The organism is Streptomyces sp. 184 (assembly GCF_045781775.1).
Taxonomy (GTDB): domain Bacteria; phylum Actinomycetota; class Actinomycetes; order Streptomycetales; family Streptomycetaceae; genus Streptomyces.
Genome location: NZ_CP123230.1, coordinates 501,206 through 516,894 on the forward strand (window position 1 = coordinate 501,206; position 15,689 = coordinate 516,894).

Genomic DNA, 15,689 nt, shown 5'->3' on the forward strand with positions numbered 1-15,689 from the left:
GGAACGGCGAGGGAGCGAGTTCGCGCCCGGAGCCACGACCGTCTGGACCCCCACGCGCGAAGGAGCGAGCGAGCGTGACCCTCGACACCGTCAAGCACGCCTCCGGCACCCCCGACGCCGAACAGCCCTGGGCCGAACTCGGCCTGAAGCAGAACGAGTACGAGCAGGTCCGCGAGATCCTCGGCCGCCGCCCGACCGGCGCCGAACTGGCCATGTACTCCGTCATGTGGTCCGAACACTGCTCATACAAATCGAGCAAGGTGCACCTGAAGCAGTTCGGCGACAAGGCACCGCCCTCCGACGCCCTGCTCGTCGGCATCGGCGAGCAGGCGGGCGTCGTGGACGTCGGCCAGGGCTACGCCGTCACGTTCAAGGTCGAGTCGCACAACCACCCCTCGTACGTGGAGCCCTACCAGGGCGCGGCGACCGGCATCGGCGGCATCGTCCGCGACATCATCGCCATGGGCGCCCGCCCCGTCGCCGTGATGGACCCGCTGCGCTTCGGCGCCGCCGACCACCCCGACACCAAGCGCGTGCTGCCCGGCGTCGTCGCCGGCATCGGCGGCTACGGCAACTGCCTGGGCCTGCCCAACATCGGCGGCGAGGTCGTCTTCGACTCCTGCTACCAGGGCAACCCGCTGGTCAACGCCCTCTGCGTCGGCGTCATGCGGCACGAGGACATCCACCTCGCCAAGGCCGCCGGCGTCGGCAACAAGGTGATCCTCTACGGCGCCCGCACCGGCGGCGACGGCATCGGGGGCGCCTCCATCCTCGCCTCCGAGACCTTCGACGATGCCCACGGCACCAAGGGGCCCAGCAAGCGCCCCAGCGTCCAGGTCGGCGACCCGTTCCAGGAGAAGCTGCTCATCGAGTGCACCCTGGAGGCGTTCCGCGCGGACCTCGTCGTCGGCATCCAGGACCTCGGCGCGGCCGGGCTGTCCTGCGCCACGTCCGAGCTGGCCTCCAACGGCACCGGCGGCATGCGCGTCGAACTCGACGTCGTACCGCTGCGCGACGCGACGCTCTCGCCCGAGGAGATCCTCATGAGCGAGTCGCAGGAGCGGATGTGCGCGGTGGTCGAGCCCGCGAAGGTCGACCGCTTCCTGGCCATCTGCGAGAAGTGGGACGTCACCGCCACCGTCATCGGCGAGGTCACCGACGGCGACCGGCTGGAGATCTTCTGGCACGGCGAGCAGATCGTGGACGTGCCGCCGCGCACCGTCGCGCACGACGGCCCGGTCTACGAGCGGCCGATGGCCCGCCCCGGCTGGCTCGACGCCCTCCGGGCCGACGACGCCGCGAAGCTCCCGCGGCCCGGTGCGGCGGACGGCGACGCGCTGCGCGCGCAGGTGCTGCAACTCGTCGGCTCGCCGAACCAGGCGGACAAGTCGTGGATCACCTCGCAGTACGACCGCTTCGTCCTCGGCAACACCGTGCTGGCGCAGCCCGAGGACTCCGGCATGATCCGCATCGACGAGGAGACCGGCCTCGGCGTCGCGCTGGCCACCGACGGCAACGGCCGCTACGCCAAGCTCGACCCGTACGCGGGCGCGCAGCTCGCGCTGGCGGAGTCGTACCGCAACGTCGCGGCCACCGGCGCCCGCCCGCTCGCGGTCACCGACTGCCTCAACTTCCCCTCGCCGGAGGATCCGGCGGGCATGTGGCAGTTCGCCGAGGCGTGCCGCGGCCTGGCCGACGCCTGCCGCACCCTTGGCACCCCCGTCACCGGCGGCAACGTCTCCCTCTACAACCAGACCGGCGACCAGCCGATCCACCCGACGCCGGTGGTCGGCGTGCTCGGCGTGATCGACGACGTGGCGCGGCGCACCCCGATGGCGTTCGCGAAGGAGGGCCAACTGCTCTACCTCCTCGGTGACACGAAGGAGGAGCTGGGCGGTTCCGCCTGGTCGCAGGTGGTGCACGAGCACCTGGGCGGGCTGCCGCCGGCGGTCGACCTGGAGCGGGAGCGGCTGCTCGCCGAGATCCTGATCTCCGCCTCGCGCGACGGCATGATCGACGCGGCGCACGACCTGTCGGACGGCGGGCTGGTCCAGGCGGTGGTCGAGTCCTGCCTGAAGGGCGGCCACGGCGCCCGGCTGGTGGTGCCCGAAGGGCTGGAGGCCGCGGTGTTCCTGTTCTCGGAGTCGCAGGGCCGCGCGGTGGTGGCGGTGCCGCGCAGCGAGGAGATGCGGTTCACCGACATGTGCGGTGCGCGGGGCCTGCCGGCGACCCGGATCGGCGTGGTCGACGGGGACACGGTGGAGCTTCAGGGGCAGTTCACGCTGCCGCTGACGGAGCTGCGCGAGACGTGGGAGCGGACGATCCCGGAGCTGTTCGCCTGAGCGTCGCTTCGCGTAGGGGGTACTTCGCGTACGGGGGACGGGGTCAGCGGCCGGGCGCCTGGGCCGCTCCCCCTCCCAGCGAGTCCACGGCGCGGTAGATCTCGGCCTTCAGCCCCTCCGGGTCGGGTACGTGCCGCAGCGTCATCACGCCCTGCTCGGACGCGGACTGCACGTTGAGGGTCCCGTAGCGCATGACCCGCTCCCACAGGTTGGCGCGGAACGACACGTCGTTGACGCGCGTCAGGGGGATGCTGCGGCCCGACTTGGACAGGAAGCCGCTGCGCTTGTGCAGCCGCTTGGTGGTGAGGATGTACAGCGTGCTGCGCCACTGGAGCAGCGGGATCAGCCAGAAGTAGCAGGCGAAGATCGCCGCCACCGCCAGCACCCCGAAGGTGGTGTACGTCCCCCAGTCCTCGTCCCGCGGCAGCCACCACACGAGCGCGCCGGCGGCCACCGCGATGACGCAGAGCGCGAGGAACTCGTTGACCAGCGTGGTCCAGTGCTGGCGGGTCACGTACACCAGCGACTCGTCTTCTGCGAGGTAGCGGTCGGCGATAGGCATGCGCGCATGGTGGCACAGGTCCGCGTTGTCAGACATCGGCCGTACGCTCCTGTCATGCCGACCGCCAAGCGCAGCGGCGCCCGCAGGGCGCGGACGTACGACCCGGAGAAGACGTGGGCGGCGCTCACGGCGCAGGTGCGCGCGGTGAGCGCCGCGGCGCACGCGCTCGACGAGCGCGGCCTCGCGCTGCCGTCGGGGCTGCCGGGCTGGGACGTACGGCTGCTGCTGGCGCATGTCGTGGACCAGATCGAGGCGACGCCGCGGCTGCTCGCCGAGAGCCCGCCGGCGGCGGTCGCCGCCGGCCGAGGCGCCGTGGGCCTGTCGGCGTGGGCCGTGTCGACGGCGGGCGTCGCCGACCGGCTGGACGAGCGCACCCGCCGCGAGGCCGACCGCATCGCCGCAGCGTACGGGGACGGGCCCGCGGCGCTCGCCTCGGCGGTGGACGCGGCGGCGGAGCGGCTGGCGGCGGCCGGGCCCGAGGCCGTACGGACCGACCGCCTGCTGCCGCACCGCTTCGGCCCGATGACCGCACTCGACATGACCGTCACCCGCCTTGTCGAACTCGTCGTGCACAGCGACGACCTGACCCGCGCCACCGGCGCCGCCGTCCCCCTGGACCGGGGCGCGGTGGCCGCCGCGGTCCGCGTCCTGGCGGACGCGCTGGCCGCGAAGGCCCCGGGCGCGGCGGTGGAGGTACGCATCCCTCCGTACGCGGCGATCCAGTGCATAGAAGGCCCCCGCCACACCCGCGGGACGCCGCCGAACGTGGTGGAGACGGACCCGCTGACGTGGATCCGGCTGGCCACGGGCCGTACGACCTGGGAGGCGGCGCGGGACGAGGGCACGGTCACGGCGAGCGGCGAGCGGGCGGACCTGAGCGGGGTGCTCCCGGTGCTGGCCTGACCCGGCACTCCGCGCGGGCGCTCACGGGGCCCGCTGCCCGGTGCCCGGAGCCGTGGCGGTGGCGTCGGCGCACGGGATGCGTGAGCCCTGGTCGTGGAGGTGGGCCGCCGAGATCCACCCCCAGTGGTCCGATTCCGCGACACGGCCGTAGGTCCACCTGGTGCCGTAGCCGTTGATGACGTGGCAGGAGTAGTCGAACTCCATGCCCTCCGACACCCACACGACGCTTTCGCAGGCGGTGTACGGACCGCCTTTCATGCGACCGGCCCCGGTGATGTCCCCCCGTGCCGTGTCCACGTTGCGAGGGGACCAGTCCGAGCACTGCGGTTGCGCGGAGTCGTCGTCCGGGGCCTCGTCCTGTGCGAGGGCGAGGGCGAAGACCACGGCGGTCGCCACGAACGTCATCGCTGCCAGCCCCAGGGCCACCGCCCGTGGCGTCGTGCGTCTCCTTCTCGGCCTTCCCCTGACCGGCAGAGCCCGGCGCAGTCTGCCGGAACGACGTTTCCGACGGGTCGCAGGGACCGGATGGACGGCGCGGTTACGGGCGAGGGCGAGCTGCCCGGCGGTGTTCCGGTCCCGCTTGTGCGGCAACGGACGGGAACTCGCCCGGAGCGCGGCGTGGAGCTCCCGGTACAGGAAGTCCAGGTCCAGCACGGGCGGCCCGCCGGGCACGCCCCCCTCGGAGCATCTCCGGATCCCGGTGCCGGTGCGTACGTTGCGTATCGTCCGGCTCACATTTTGTGCACCGCGGTACCCGGACGGCAAGAGCGCCTGGACCACGACCTGCCCGAGGCCACGGGTTCGGAAGCGAGCAGACTGAGGGCATGGAGTTCTTCTGTTACCACCGCGACCGGCCCGGATCTCTCACCCTGCGCTACGAACTGCTGGAAGAGCACTGGTCCTACATGGACGGGTACGCCGCGGAGATGATCGCCCGCGGCCCGACCATGGCCGACGACGGCGAAGTACCCACCGGCAGCGTGCACGTCCTCGACCTGCCGGACGCCGCCACCGCCCGCGCGTTCGCCTTCGACGAACCCGGCTACCAGGCGGGCGCGTACCGCGACGTGCTGCTGCGCCGCTGGCGCAACACGCTGGGCCGCACGATGTGGGACTTCCCCGGCGGCCCCGACGACGGCAACCGCTACCTCGTCCTGGGCCTCGGCGAAGGCCGGGCCGTCGACCTGGCCCTGCCGCCGCAGAAGGACGAGCTGATCGCGTACGGCCCACTGCTCTCCGACGACGCGGCCACCTGGCTGGGCACGGCGGCGCTGGTACGGGCCCCGGACGCGGACGCGGCGCGGGCGGTGCTCACGGCGGGCGCGTACGCGGACGTCGAAGTGCACAACTGGCATTTCGGCGGCCGGTCGACGTGACCCGGGGCGGTGACCGGCCGCCGACTGCACCCCCGTCACGGGTGGACGGCCCGCTGGGTCCGACCGGCCTGCTCGGCCTGCTCGGCCTGCTCGCCGCGCTCGGCGTGCTCGGCCTGCTCGGTCCGGCCCGGGCGGTCGGAGAGCTTGAGCCAGACGACGCCCGCGATGATCACCGTGAGCCAGAGGGCCTTCGCGGGGGTGAGGGCCTCGTCGAAGAACACCGGGCTGAGCAGCGCGGCTCCCACGGCGCCGATGCCCGCCCACACGGCGTAGCCGATGCCCACGTCGATGGCGCGCAGGGCGACGCTCAGGGCGTAGAGCGTCAGCAGGAAGAAGACGACCGCGACGAGCGACCAGGAGAGCACGGTGAACCCGTCGCTGCCTCCGACCGCGAGGGCGTAGCCGATCTCGAAGACCCCGGCGAGAAGGAGGACGAACCAGGCTCGCGCGCGGTCGCTCCGGGGGGCGGTGTGGTTGGACACGTCGGTTCCTTTCCGGTGGGTGGTACGGGGTCCGGCGGGTGGGGAGGTCACGCCGCACCGCTGAGCTGGAGGCCGACGACGCCGACGATGACCGCGGCGATGCCGAGGAGCTTGCGCCAGTCGAGGCGCTGCCCGAAGAGGGAGACGCCGAGGACGACGATCCCGACGCCGGCGACGGAGGTCCAGATCGCGTAGCCGACGCCGACGTCGAAGGTGCGCAGCGCCAGGCTGAGGAGGTAGGTGGCGATGCCGCCGCTGACGAGCGTGGCGGTCGTCCAGCCGGGGTGGGTGAAGCCCCGGGCCTTGCCGGCGGACAGGGCCACGGAGATCTCGAAGACGACGGCGAGTCCGAGGAAGAGCCAGTGCATGGCGGGTGTCCTTCGTCCAGGAAGTGCGGGCGCCTGGATCGTGAACCCTCACACCGGTGTCAAGTGCAAGACTGGACCCCATGCGCATTGGTGAGCTGGGAAACGAGAGCGGCGTCAGCACCCGGTCCCTGCGGTACTACGAGGAGCAGGGACTCATCCGCTCCCGCCGCACCCCCGGCGGGTGGCGCGACTTCGACAGCTCCATGGTCGAGCGGGTCGTCCTCATCCAGCACCTCTTCGCGGCCGGCCTCACCAGCGCCACCATCAACGAACTGCTGCCGTGCCTGGAGGCCCCGCCCGAGGAGCGTACGGGCGTCATGGAGCAGCTTCTGGCCCAGGAAGTCGAGCGTCTGCGGGCCAAGCGCCGCGACATCGACCGCGAACTCGACACCTTGCAGGCCCTCCGCACCGAAACGGCCCTGCCCGGGCCGCCGCGCTGACATCGTCCGGCCGGAGGGTCGATCAAAGCGGCTCATCCTCGTCAGCAGCCGCCGGGTGTACGACCTTGAACTCGGCCCAGACGGCCTTCCCGGGACCGGAACGGCCGCTGACCCCCCAGTCGTCGGCGAGCGCGTCGACCAGCCGCAGCCCGCGCCCGCGGTCGTCGGTCTTCGCGGGGGTGCAGAGGTGCGGGGTGCCGGAGCCGGCGTCGTGGACCTCGATACGGAGGGCGCCGTCGCGGGGGAGGACCCGTACGAGGAAGTCGCGGCCGGGCGGTGTGTGGCGCAGGGCGTTGGTGGCGAGTTCGGAGACGCAGACGCGGATGTCGTCGGCGAGCCCGGCGTCCGTCCCGGGAGCGAGCAGGTCCACGACGAAGTCCCGCGCGCGGGCCACGGCCTGCGCCCGCCGCGCGAACTGCCGCTTGTACGGGCCGAGGCCGGCGCCCCGGATCCCCCGGGGCGTGGGCGTGGCGGTCTGCTGCGAACCGTTCGCCATGTTCGCCTCCCTGGCGATGGAATGGGCGTGCACCTGCCGGTAACCAGACAACTCACCGGCGCGTTGCAGAACCAGAGCAACTGCACCGCATCTCGGCCCCACGCCCACCCCAACGGGTAGGCTGACCAGGAGAGATGTGCGACACGAAGCGGTGAGGCGATGGCTACCAGGCGTGTACGTATGTCCGAGCGCAGGCGATCCCTGGGGTATTCGCAGGAACACCTGGCTGAGCGGGTCGGGGTCGCACTGTCGACCGTGCAGCGCTGGGAAAGCGGTGAGAGCAACCCCCAGCCGTGGCAACGCCCGAAGCTCGCCCGCGCGCTGGACGTCACCGCCACGCAGCTCTCGGCGCTCCTGGGCCCTTCTCCGGCGTGCTGGACCGAGTCCGGCACGGAAACCGTGGACGACGAGACCGCGGCGTGGGAACTGGCGCGGCGCGTCAACGCCAGCGACGTCGGCGGCGAGACGCTTACGCACCTTGAGCGGGCGTTCGACGAACTGGCCACCGCCTACCCGGTCACACCTCCCCAGGTCCTGTTACGGAGAGTCCGGAAGCACACCGCGTACGTCGCGCAACTCCTCGACAAGCGGGCGACCCTTGCGGAGCGTCGCCGGCTCGTCACCGTGGGCGGGTGGCTTTCGCTCCTGGGCGCGACGGTGCACGTCGACCTCGACCAGCAGGACGCCGCGACCGCGCGTCTGCGTACGGCCGCGACCCTGGCCCGCGAAGCCGGGCACCGCGAGATAGAGGCGTGGTGCTACGAGACGGACGCCTGGCGCGTACTCACCGCGGGCGACTACACCGGCGCCCTCGATCTCTCCCGCGCGGCACAGTCCCTCGCCCCGGCAGGGTCTTCCGCGCTGGTCCAGGCGGCGGCACAGGAGGGGCGCGCGCTGGCGAGGCTGGGCGAGGCCCGGGAAACGTACGCGGCTGTCGACCGTGTCCAGCAGATGGCTGCGGCGATGGGCCTTTCCGAACGCCCGAAGGAACACCACTATCAGTACGACCCGGCGAAGGCACTCGCCTACACGGCGACGACGCTGGCCTGGCTGGGCGACCGCGGTGCGGAGCCGTATGCGCGCGAGGTGATCGCTCGCCTGAGCCCGTCGGACGACGTGCAGAAGTGGCCGCGCCGGGTGGCCTCCGCCAACATCGATCTCGCGTTGGTGCTGCTCGCCGGCGGCCGGCTCGACGAAGCGTGCGACGCGGCCCGCCTGGCCATGTTCAGCGGGCGGATCGTGCCCTCGAACCACTGGCGGGCACGGGAGGTCGTGAACGCGGCGGAATCGCGAAAGCTGCCGGGAGCGTCCGACTTGCGCGAGGCGTACGAAGGGATGACGGCGTAGCCGGCGGCGTGGTCCGGCCGCGGGCTCAGGTCGGGCGCGGTCCGCACTCGACAGCCCCGGCAACGGCCGGCCGCAGTGGCCGGTGCGCGCAGCCGCAGCGGGTTTTCCCGCCCGCCGTGCCGCCCGCCGCCCCCGGCCGGAGGCGGGGACGTGATTCCCGCCACGTCTGCACCGTTCGGGGGGTTGGGCGGATCTGCCTTAGACTCGAATACGTGCCACGTGGTGACGGACGACTCAGTCACGATCTGCTTCCCGGAGAGAAGGGCCCCCAGGACGCCTGCGGCGTCTTCGGCGTCTGGGCCCCCGGCGAGGAGGTCGCCAAGCTCACCTACTTCGGACTGTACGCGCTACAGCACCGGGGACAGGAGTCCGCGGGTATCGCGGTGAGCAACGGCTCGCAGATCCTCGTTTTCAAGGACATGGGCCTGGTCTCCCAGGTCTTCGACGAAACCTCTCTCGGCTCCCTCCAGGGCCATATCGCCGTGGGCCACGCCCGCTACTCGACCACCGGTGCCTCCGTGTGGGAGAACGCGCAGCCCACCTTCCGGGCCACCCCGCACGGGTCGCTCGCGCTCGGCCACAACGGCAATCTCGTCAACACCGCCGAGCTGTCCGAGATGGTCGCCGCGCTGCCCCCGGACGGTGCCTCGCGCAGCGGGCGGGCGGCGGCGACCAACGACACCGACCTGGTGACCGCGCTGCTCGCCGGGCAGGTCGACGCGGACGGCAAGCCGCTGACCGTGGAGGAGGCCGCGCCGCTGGTGCTGCCGCGGGCCAAGGGCGCGTTCAGCCTCGTCTTCATGGACGAGCAGACGCTCTACGCCGCCCGCGACCCCCAGGGCATCCGGCCGCTCGTGCTCGGCCGGCTGGACCGCGGCTGGGTGGTGGCGTCCGAGAGCGCCGGTCTCGACATCGTCGGGGCGAGCTTCATCCGCGAGGTGGAGCCCGGCGAGCTGATCGCGATCGACGAGAACGGGCTGCGCGCCAGCAGATTTGCGGAGGCAAAGCCCAAGGGGTGTGTCTTCGAGTACGTGTACCTCGCCCGGCCCGACACCGAGATCGCCGGCCGGAACGTCTACCTCTCCCGCGTCGAGATGGGCCGCCGGCTCGCCGCGGAAGCCCCCGCCGACGCCGATCTCGTGATACCCACGCCCGAGTCCGGCACCCCCGCGGCCATCGGATACGCCGAGGCCAGCGGCATTCCGTACGGTGCCGGGCTGGTCAAGAACAGCTATGTGGGCCGGACCTTCATCCAGCCCTCCCAGACCATCCGGCAGCTCGGCATCCGGTTGAAGCTGAACCCTCTCAAGGAGGTCATCGGCGGCAAGCGCCTCGTGGTCGTGGACGACTCCATCGTCCGCGGCAACACGCAGCGCGCCCTGGTCCGCATGCTCCGCGAGGCCGGCGCCGCCGAGGTGCACGTGCGCATCTCGTCGCCGCCGATCAAGTGGCCGTGCTTCTTCGGCATCGACTTCGCCACCCGCGCCGAGCTGATCGCCAACGGCCTGTCGGTCGAGGAGATCGGCCAGTCGCTGGGCGCGGACTCGCTCGCGTACATCTCCACCGACCGCATGATCGAGGCCACCGGCATCCCCAAGGACAACCTCTGCCGCGCCTGCTTCGACGGCGAGTACCCGATGGACCTGCCCGACCCGGAGCTGCTGGGCAAGCACCTGCTGGAGACCGAGGTCGCCGGCGGGCGCGACGCCGCCGACGCCCTGCGCCGTCCGTAGCACCGCCGCCATGGACCCGTAAGCGGCCACACAAACCCCAGGTGAACGACCCGGAGGATCCCAACGCCATGTCTGGTGCCAGCCAGCCCCCCGCTCCCGCCGCGGCCTCCTACGCGGCGGCGGGCGTCGACATCGAGGCCGGTGACCGCGCCGTCGAGCTGATGAAGGAGTGGGTGAAGAAGACCCGCCGGCCGGAGTCGGTCGGCGCGCTCGGCGGCTTCGCCGGCCTCTTCGACGCCTCCGTCCTCAAGCGCTTCGAGCGCCCCCTGCTCGCCTCCGCGACCGACGGCGTGGGTACGAAGGTCGCGGTCGCGCAGCGGATGGACGTGCACGACACGATCGGGCACGACCTGGTCGCCATGGTCGTGGACGACCTGGTGGTCACGGGCGCGGAGCCGCTGTTCATGACGGACTACATCTGCGTCGGCAAGGTGGTCCCGGAGCGGGTCGCGGCGATCGTCAAGGGCATCGCCGAGGGCTGCGTGCTGGCCGGCTGTGCGCTGGTCGGCGGCGAGACGGCGGAGCACCCCGGGCTGCTCGGCCCCGACGAGTACGACGTGGCCGGCGCCGGCACCGGCGTGGTCGAGGCGGCGGAGGTGCTGGGCGCCGATCGCATCCGTACGGGGGACGCGGTCGTCGCGATGGCCTCCTCGGGCCTTCACTCCAACGGGTACTCGCTCGTACGGCACGTCCTGCTGGACCGCGCCGGCTGGGCGCTGGACCGGGCGGTGCCGGAGTTCGGCCGCACGCTCGGCGAGGAGCTGCTGGAGCCGACGAAGATCTACTCGCTGGACTGCCTCTCGCTGCTGCGCGCCACCGAGGTGCACGCCTTCTCGCACGTCACGGGCGGCGGCCTCGCCAGCAACCTGGCCCGCGTCGTGCCCGACGGGCTGCGGGTCGTCATCGACCGCGGGACGTGGGCGCCGGGCGCGGTCTTCGACGTGGTCGGCGAGGTGGGCGGGGTCGAGCGGGCGGAGCTGGAGCGGACGCTGAACATGGGCGTCGGCATGGTCGCCGTCGTGCCGCAGGAGTCCGTCGACGTCACGCTCTCGCTGCTCGCGGACCGCGGGGTCGACGCCTGGGTCGCCGGCGAGGTGCGCGCGCAGGAGGAGACGGGGAGCGGCGGTGTGGAGCTTACGGGGGGCTATGCCCGCTGAGGCCGTCGTCCAAGGCGTGCGCGGCGCGTGCAGCGTGTGCAGCGTGTGCAGCGCGTGCGGCGCCCGCGTGACGTGCGGGCGCGCCTACGGGCCCGTACGCCGCCGGCCCGCCGCCCGCCGCCGGTTTTCGGCAGCAAAAAGGGCCCGTCCGGGGATGTCCCCGAGCCGAGCTCCTATTTGCTGCCTGCCGGTCAGGCCCCGCGACGCTGCTCCGACGAGCCGGCCGAGTCCTCGCCGTCTTCGTCGTCCTCGTCCTCGTACAGCTCCGCGTAGCGTGCGTACAGGTCGTCGTCGGGCGACTCTTCCTCGACTTGCTGCGGTTGTTGTTGCTGCTGCTGTTGCTGTTGACCGTTCGACGGCGGATTCGCCGTCGAAGCGCCCAGCTCTTCGGCAAGGCGTGAGAGGTCAGTCCCACCGCTGCTGTACTTCAGCTGGCGGGCGACCTTCGTCTGCTTGGCCTTGGCCCGGCCGCGCCCCATGGGTCGACCCCCTCAAACGACGGGGCTCGATGGCCCCAGAGTCTGACACGCGTTCATGATCGGAAGCGGACTCTCGTTAAGAGAGACCGTCCATCGGGGTTCAACGGTACCTGTTTCTGCACCCTGACGGTACGTCGCTGGCAGCACGGGCCCCGCCGCCGATCCCGGTGGAGCCCGCGTCCCCGCTGGTCAAGACCCGATTCTATCGTCTGACGAGGAGCGACCCGCCGCATGGTGGTGACATGCGTTACGTGACGTCGCCTCTTTGCCTTGGTGAAGGCTCCCGTGCGGCCCTCGCGCCCGCCCGGTGCCCGCCCCGGTGTGCCCCGAGGCGGGCGAGCGCGTGCGAGTTGCGTGCGAGTGCGTGCGAGGCCCGGCGCGGGGCCCGGCGCGGGGCCCGGCAGGGGGCGTACGGCGCTCAGCCGCGGCGCCTGGCCTCCGCCATGCGCTGCTCCGCGATCCGGTCCGCCGCCACCGCCGGAGGCACGCCGTCGGACTCCGCCCGGTGGAATATCTCCACCGTCGTGTCGAAGATCCGCGCGGCCTTCGCCCGCGCCCGGTCCATGTCGAAGCCGTGCAGCTCGTCGGCGACCTGGATGACCCCGCCCGCGTTCACCACGTAGTCCGGGGCGTAGAGGATCCCCCGGTCGGCCAGGTCCTTCTCCACGCCCGGGTGGGCGAGCTGGTTGTTCGCCGCACCGCAGACGGCCTTCGCGGCCAGCACCGGCACCGAGTCGTCGCTGAGCGCACCGCCCAGCGCGCAGGGCGCGTACACGTCCAGCGGCTCGCGGATCAGCGCATCCGTGTCCGCCACGACCGTCACCCCGGGGTGCGTCGCCCGCACCCGCGCCACCGACGCCTCCCGGACGTCGGTGATCACCACCTCCGCGCCGTCCTCGACCAGGTGGTCCACGAGGATGTGCCCCACCTTGCCGACCCCGGCGATGCCGACCCGCCGCCCGCGCAGCGACGGCGTGCCCCACAGGTGCTCGGCCACCGCGCGCATGCCCTGGAAGACGCCGAACGACGTGAGCACCGAGGAGTCGCCGCAGCCGCCGTTCTCGGGCGAGCGGCCGGTGGTCCACCGGTTCGTACGGGAGACCACGTCCATGTCGTGGACGTACGTGCCGACGTCACACGCCGTGACGTAGCGCCCGCCGAGCGAGGCGACGGCGCGGCCGTAGGCCAGCAGCAGGTCCTCGGTCTTCGCCTTGTCGGGGTCCCCGATGATCACGGCCTTGCCGCCGCCGTGGTCGAGGCCCGCCATCGCGTTCTTGTACGACATGCCGCGGGAGAGGTTCAGCGCGTCCAGCACCGCGGCCTGCTCGGGGTCGTCCGAGGAGGCGTAGGAGTGGAAGCGGGTGCCGCCGAGGGCCGGACCCAGGGCGGTGGAGTGGATGGCGACGACCGCCTTCAGGCCGGTCTCGCGGTCCTGGCACAGGACTACCTGTTCATGTCCGCCCTGGTCTGAGCGGAAGAGTGTGGAGAGAACGTCGGTCACGGTGGTGACTCCGGTTTGGTCGCGGGCTGCTGCCCTCCAGGGGTGGGGAGGGCAGGTAGTGGCTCAAGCGTAGAGCGGCACCCGCTTCCCGGGACCCCCCGGCGGGGTCTTGGGTCCCGGAGGCGTCCCCCGGGAGGACTCAGCACCATAGTCTGCGGGAGACTCGGATACGTACGTGGGAGAGGGGAGAGGGCGTGGCCGTGGTGTCGTCACTGGTGATCCCGTACGCGACGTACCTGCGCGTGTACGAACCACTGGCCGCCTTCCCCGAACCCGAACGCACCCACTGGTATCGCTACGCCGCCCGCAAGGCCGCCCCGACCAGCCAGGACGAGCTGCTGCGGGCGCTGGCCGGGCTGGCCGGCACCCCGCCGACGGCGGCGCCGGCGCACGAGAGCGGCGACGCCTTCGTCACCGAGGTCGACGGCGTGACGTGCGTCTGCCCCTGGCGCACCCGGCTGCGGAGCTGGCTGGCGCTGGACGAGCTGGTCGACGAGCTGCCCCGGCCGGTGCTGGAGGCGGCGCTGCCCGAGGTCGTACGGGAGCAGGCGCTCGCCGACCACGCACGCTGGCGGGTGGACAACCCGGACGCCCGGCCGTGGATCAGGTCCGCGGTGTGGACGGTGCCGATGCGCTGGTTCGTGCTCTTCTCCGACGAGGAGAGGGAGTACGAGACGGGCGCGCGCACCCTGATGCGCTACCGCACGCCGATGGTGCAGGCCAGGCGCCGGGTGGCGCGCGGGCTGAAGGCGCTGCGCGACGCGGTGGGGCAGGCGCCGCTGGTCGAGGGACTGGTGGACGTCGGAAAGTGGCTGGAAGAGTTCCATCCGCGGTCGCTGGTGGAGCTGGACTACGGCGGTCTCGTGCACGTACTGCCGAAGGAGCACCTGGCGGAGGACCGGTCGGCGGCGGAGGTCGCCGAGGGCATCGCGGCGCTGGCGGCGGGGGACGAGGAGCGGGCCGGGCGGGCGTACCAGCGGCTGACGGACCGCTGGGGTGCGGTGCGCGAGCGGCAGTTCGCCAGCTAGCGCGTCCGGGCGGGGCGGCGGGCGTCGTCGGGCGGTCGAAGCCCTTCGGGCCCCGTGAGGACACCGTGGGCCCTCGTGGGCCCCCGCCGGGGCCTCGGGTCGGCCTCGGGCGGGCCGTGGCGCGGCCGGGGCAAGGGGCTGGACAAGCGCTCACTAGTGCGACGACCAAATCCGGACTAGTGTCCCGCCATGCCCCGGTACGGAAGGGGCCGTTCGGCCCCCACCCCCGGGGACCTTGGTCCCGGACGAAGGTCCCGAACCAGGCTATTTGGTCAAGCGTGATGGAAAGCACGTACCTGGGTCTTGCCGTCACCGCATAGCCTGGGTGACGATATAGGGCAAGGAGTCCAGATGGGGTATGTTCCGTCCAACTTAGGGTGGAATGCCGAGCATTGATCCTCTCGTGGGAGACCTTGTGGCCCCTGGTGGTGCTGTGACTGATCGTCACGAAGGTGTGACTGTCCGCTATGGCACGGTCCAGCGGGATCCGTCGAGGTTGAACACCTCAGAGGGCAATTCCATCGGTTTGGCCGACGCCGCTGGACAGATGGTGTAGTTGTAGTGCCGAGGACAAGCCGTTCGTCCTATTACCGACTCGACCCCCGTTGGCCATATCGGTCAACGAGGGTCAAGGTGCAGAATTTAGAGGAAAGAACCGAGAAGGTTCGGTTCTCCCGAGGAGGCCGCTCATGACCGCTCGCACCCCTGACGCCGAGCCGCTGCTGACCCCCGCCGAGGTAGCCACGATGTTCCGCGTTGACCCGAAGACGGTCACGCGCTGGGCGAAGGCCGGCAAGCTCACGTCGATCCGCACGCTCGGCGGGCATCGCCGCTACCGCGAGGCGGAGGTCCGCGCACTGCTGGCGGGCATTCCGCAGCAGCGCAGCGAGGCTTGACCTACCCGCGTCGCCGGGGCCGGCCGGGACCCCCTGAAGCCCGGCTCACGCCCCACGCACCACACGCGACGCAGCAACGTCGATCGCGCTGGACTCCGCCGGGTCCAGCGCGATTTGCCGCACGGCCCTCGGTGGCCGCCCTCCCCAGGGCGGCCACCGGGGGCCGTTCGCGTACGTGACGACGGGTGGGCCGGATGCCCGTCCGGGCACGGGTGCAATGGCATATACAAAATTGACCTGACCTAAGGGGGGCGTAAATCCCCTTCTTTCGAAATTGAATCAGTGATCCCCGTCACAGCCTCGTCGGCTTGCGGCCCTTGTCGCCGCTGCGATATTGACCCCCCGTCAACTCCTGCCCTACCCAGGCAGCTTTGCCTCGTCCCGCTCCGTCGCCTCGTTCGCGTCCGCGATCTCCGGCGGTGCCGACTCCATCGCCAGCCGCAGCAGTCGGCTACAGACGGCGCAGTGGGGGGTGAGGTGCCCGTACGACGACGCGGCGGACAGATGGGCGCGCAGAAGAGCCTTCGTCTCGTGCCGCACGGTCGTCGTCATAGCCCTTGATGTACCCAGTGCCCGGGC

Annotated in this window: 17 protein-coding genes; 9 read left to right on the forward strand and 8 right to left on the reverse strand. The window is 71.8% G+C overall.

The window, feature by feature from the left end; all coding sequences use genetic code 11:
* Positions 1-74: 74 nt before the first annotated feature.
* The gene (gene purL, locus QBL21_RS02135) at positions 75-2,342 is read left to right on the forward strand and encodes a phosphoribosylformylglycinamidine synthase subunit PurL (RefSeq protein ID WP_407560246.1); all 2,268 of its coding nucleotides are present in this window, start codon (positions 75-77) and stop codon (positions 2,340-2,342) included.
* A 43-nt stretch (positions 2,343-2,385) separates the two neighbouring features.
* Here purL and QBL21_RS02140 read toward each other — a convergent pair whose 3' ends face one another.
* A complete protein-coding gene (locus QBL21_RS02140; protein ID WP_407560247.1) occupies positions 2,386-2,904 on the reverse strand; it encodes a PH domain-containing protein in 519 nt (172 codons plus the stop codon).
* A gap of 54 nt (positions 2,905-2,958) precedes the next feature.
* Here QBL21_RS02140 and QBL21_RS02145 point away from each other — a divergent pair, with 54 nt between their 5' ends.
* On the forward strand, positions 2,959-3,807 hold the full coding sequence (locus QBL21_RS02145; protein WP_407560248.1) for a sterol carrier family protein: 849 nt from the start codon (positions 2,959-2,961) through the stop codon (positions 3,805-3,807).
* A gap of 21 nt (positions 3,808-3,828) precedes the next feature.
* Here the strand turns inward: QBL21_RS02145 and QBL21_RS02150 are convergent, their stop codons facing one another.
* Positions 3,829-4,212, reverse strand: a complete 384-nt coding sequence (locus QBL21_RS02150) for a hypothetical protein (protein ID WP_407560249.1) — start codon at positions 4,210-4,212, stop codon at positions 3,829-3,831.
* Positions 4,213-4,631: 419 nt separating this feature from the next.
* Here QBL21_RS02150 and QBL21_RS02155 point away from each other — a divergent pair, with 419 nt between their 5' ends.
* Entirely contained in the window at positions 4,632-5,183 is a 552-nt protein-coding gene (locus QBL21_RS02155) for a YciI family protein (RefSeq protein WP_407560250.1), read from the forward strand.
* Between the two features lie 35 nt (positions 5,184-5,218).
* Here the strand turns inward: QBL21_RS02155 and QBL21_RS02160 are convergent, their stop codons facing one another.
* Both QBL21_RS02160 and QBL21_RS02165 read right to left on the reverse strand, forming a co-directional pair.
* On the reverse strand, positions 5,219-5,665 hold the full coding sequence (locus tag QBL21_RS02160) for a DMT family transporter (protein ID WP_407560251.1): 447 nt from the start codon (positions 5,663-5,665) through the stop codon (positions 5,219-5,221).
* 47 nt (positions 5,666-5,712) lie between these two features.
* Positions 5,713-6,033: a multidrug efflux SMR transporter gene (locus QBL21_RS02165; protein WP_347574963.1), complete on the reverse strand. Its 321-nt coding sequence runs from the start codon at positions 6,031-6,033 to the stop codon at positions 5,713-5,715.
* An 80-nt stretch (positions 6,034-6,113) separates the two neighbouring features.
* Between QBL21_RS02165 and QBL21_RS02170 the strand changes: the two genes are divergently transcribed.
* Positions 6,114-6,473, forward strand: a complete 360-nt coding sequence (locus QBL21_RS02170) for a MerR family transcriptional regulator (RefSeq protein WP_407560252.1) — start codon at positions 6,114-6,116, stop codon at positions 6,471-6,473.
* 22 nt (positions 6,474-6,495) lie between these two features.
* On the opposite strand, the gene QBL21_RS02175 is transcribed toward QBL21_RS02170, so the two are convergent.
* Entirely contained in the window at positions 6,496-6,924 is a 429-nt protein-coding gene (locus QBL21_RS02175) for an ATP-binding protein (protein WP_407566276.1), read from the reverse strand.
* Positions 6,925-7,149: 225 nt separating this feature from the next.
* On the opposite strand from QBL21_RS02175, the gene QBL21_RS02180 reads away from it, so the two are divergent.
* From QBL21_RS02180 to purM, 3 genes are all read left to right on the forward strand, one after another.
* Positions 7,150-8,316, forward strand: a complete 1,167-nt coding sequence (locus tag QBL21_RS02180) for a helix-turn-helix domain-containing protein (RefSeq protein ID WP_407560253.1) — start codon at positions 7,150-7,152, stop codon at positions 8,314-8,316.
* A gap of 212 nt (positions 8,317-8,528) precedes the next feature.
* Positions 8,529-10,049, forward strand: coding sequence for an amidophosphoribosyltransferase (purF, locus tag QBL21_RS02185; RefSeq protein WP_407560254.1), 1,521 nt, complete (start codon positions 8,529-8,531; stop codon positions 10,047-10,049).
* Between the two features lie 68 nt (positions 10,050-10,117).
* Positions 10,118-11,206 (forward strand): phosphoribosylformylglycinamidine cyclo-ligase, encoded by a 1,089-nt coding sequence (purM, locus tag QBL21_RS02190; protein WP_407560255.1) that lies wholly within the window; start codon positions 10,118-10,120, stop codon positions 11,204-11,206.
* Positions 11,207-11,397: 191 nt separating this feature from the next.
* Here purM and QBL21_RS02195 read toward each other — a convergent pair whose 3' ends face one another.
* On the reverse strand, positions 11,398-11,685 hold the full coding sequence (locus QBL21_RS02195) for a DUF3073 domain-containing protein (RefSeq protein ID WP_407560256.1): 288 nt from the start codon (positions 11,683-11,685) through the stop codon (positions 11,398-11,400).
* A gap of 418 nt (positions 11,686-12,103) precedes the next feature.
* The gene (locus QBL21_RS02200; protein ID WP_407560257.1) at positions 12,104-13,186 is read right to left on the reverse strand and encodes a Leu/Phe/Val dehydrogenase; all 1,083 of its coding nucleotides are present in this window, start codon (positions 13,184-13,186) and stop codon (positions 12,104-12,106) included.
* 194 nt (positions 13,187-13,380) lie between these two features.
* On the opposite strand from QBL21_RS02200, the gene QBL21_RS02205 reads away from it, so the two are divergent.
* Together QBL21_RS02205 and bldC are read left to right on the forward strand one after the other, a co-directional pair.
* Complete coding sequence (locus QBL21_RS02205; RefSeq protein WP_407560258.1) at positions 13,381-14,214, forward strand: hypothetical protein; 834 nt, start codon at positions 13,381-13,383, stop codon at positions 14,212-14,214.
* A gap of 689 nt (positions 14,215-14,903) precedes the next feature.
* Positions 14,904-15,110, forward strand: coding sequence for a developmental transcriptional regulator BldC (gene bldC, locus QBL21_RS02210; protein WP_003949541.1), 207 nt, complete (start codon positions 14,904-14,906; stop codon positions 15,108-15,110).
* A gap of 357 nt (positions 15,111-15,467) precedes the next feature.
* Here the strand turns inward: bldC and QBL21_RS02215 are convergent, their stop codons facing one another.
* Entirely contained in the window at positions 15,468-15,662 is a 195-nt protein-coding gene (locus QBL21_RS02215) for a DUF6274 family protein (RefSeq protein WP_407560259.1), read from the reverse strand.
* Positions 15,663-15,689: the final 27 nt, after the last annotated feature.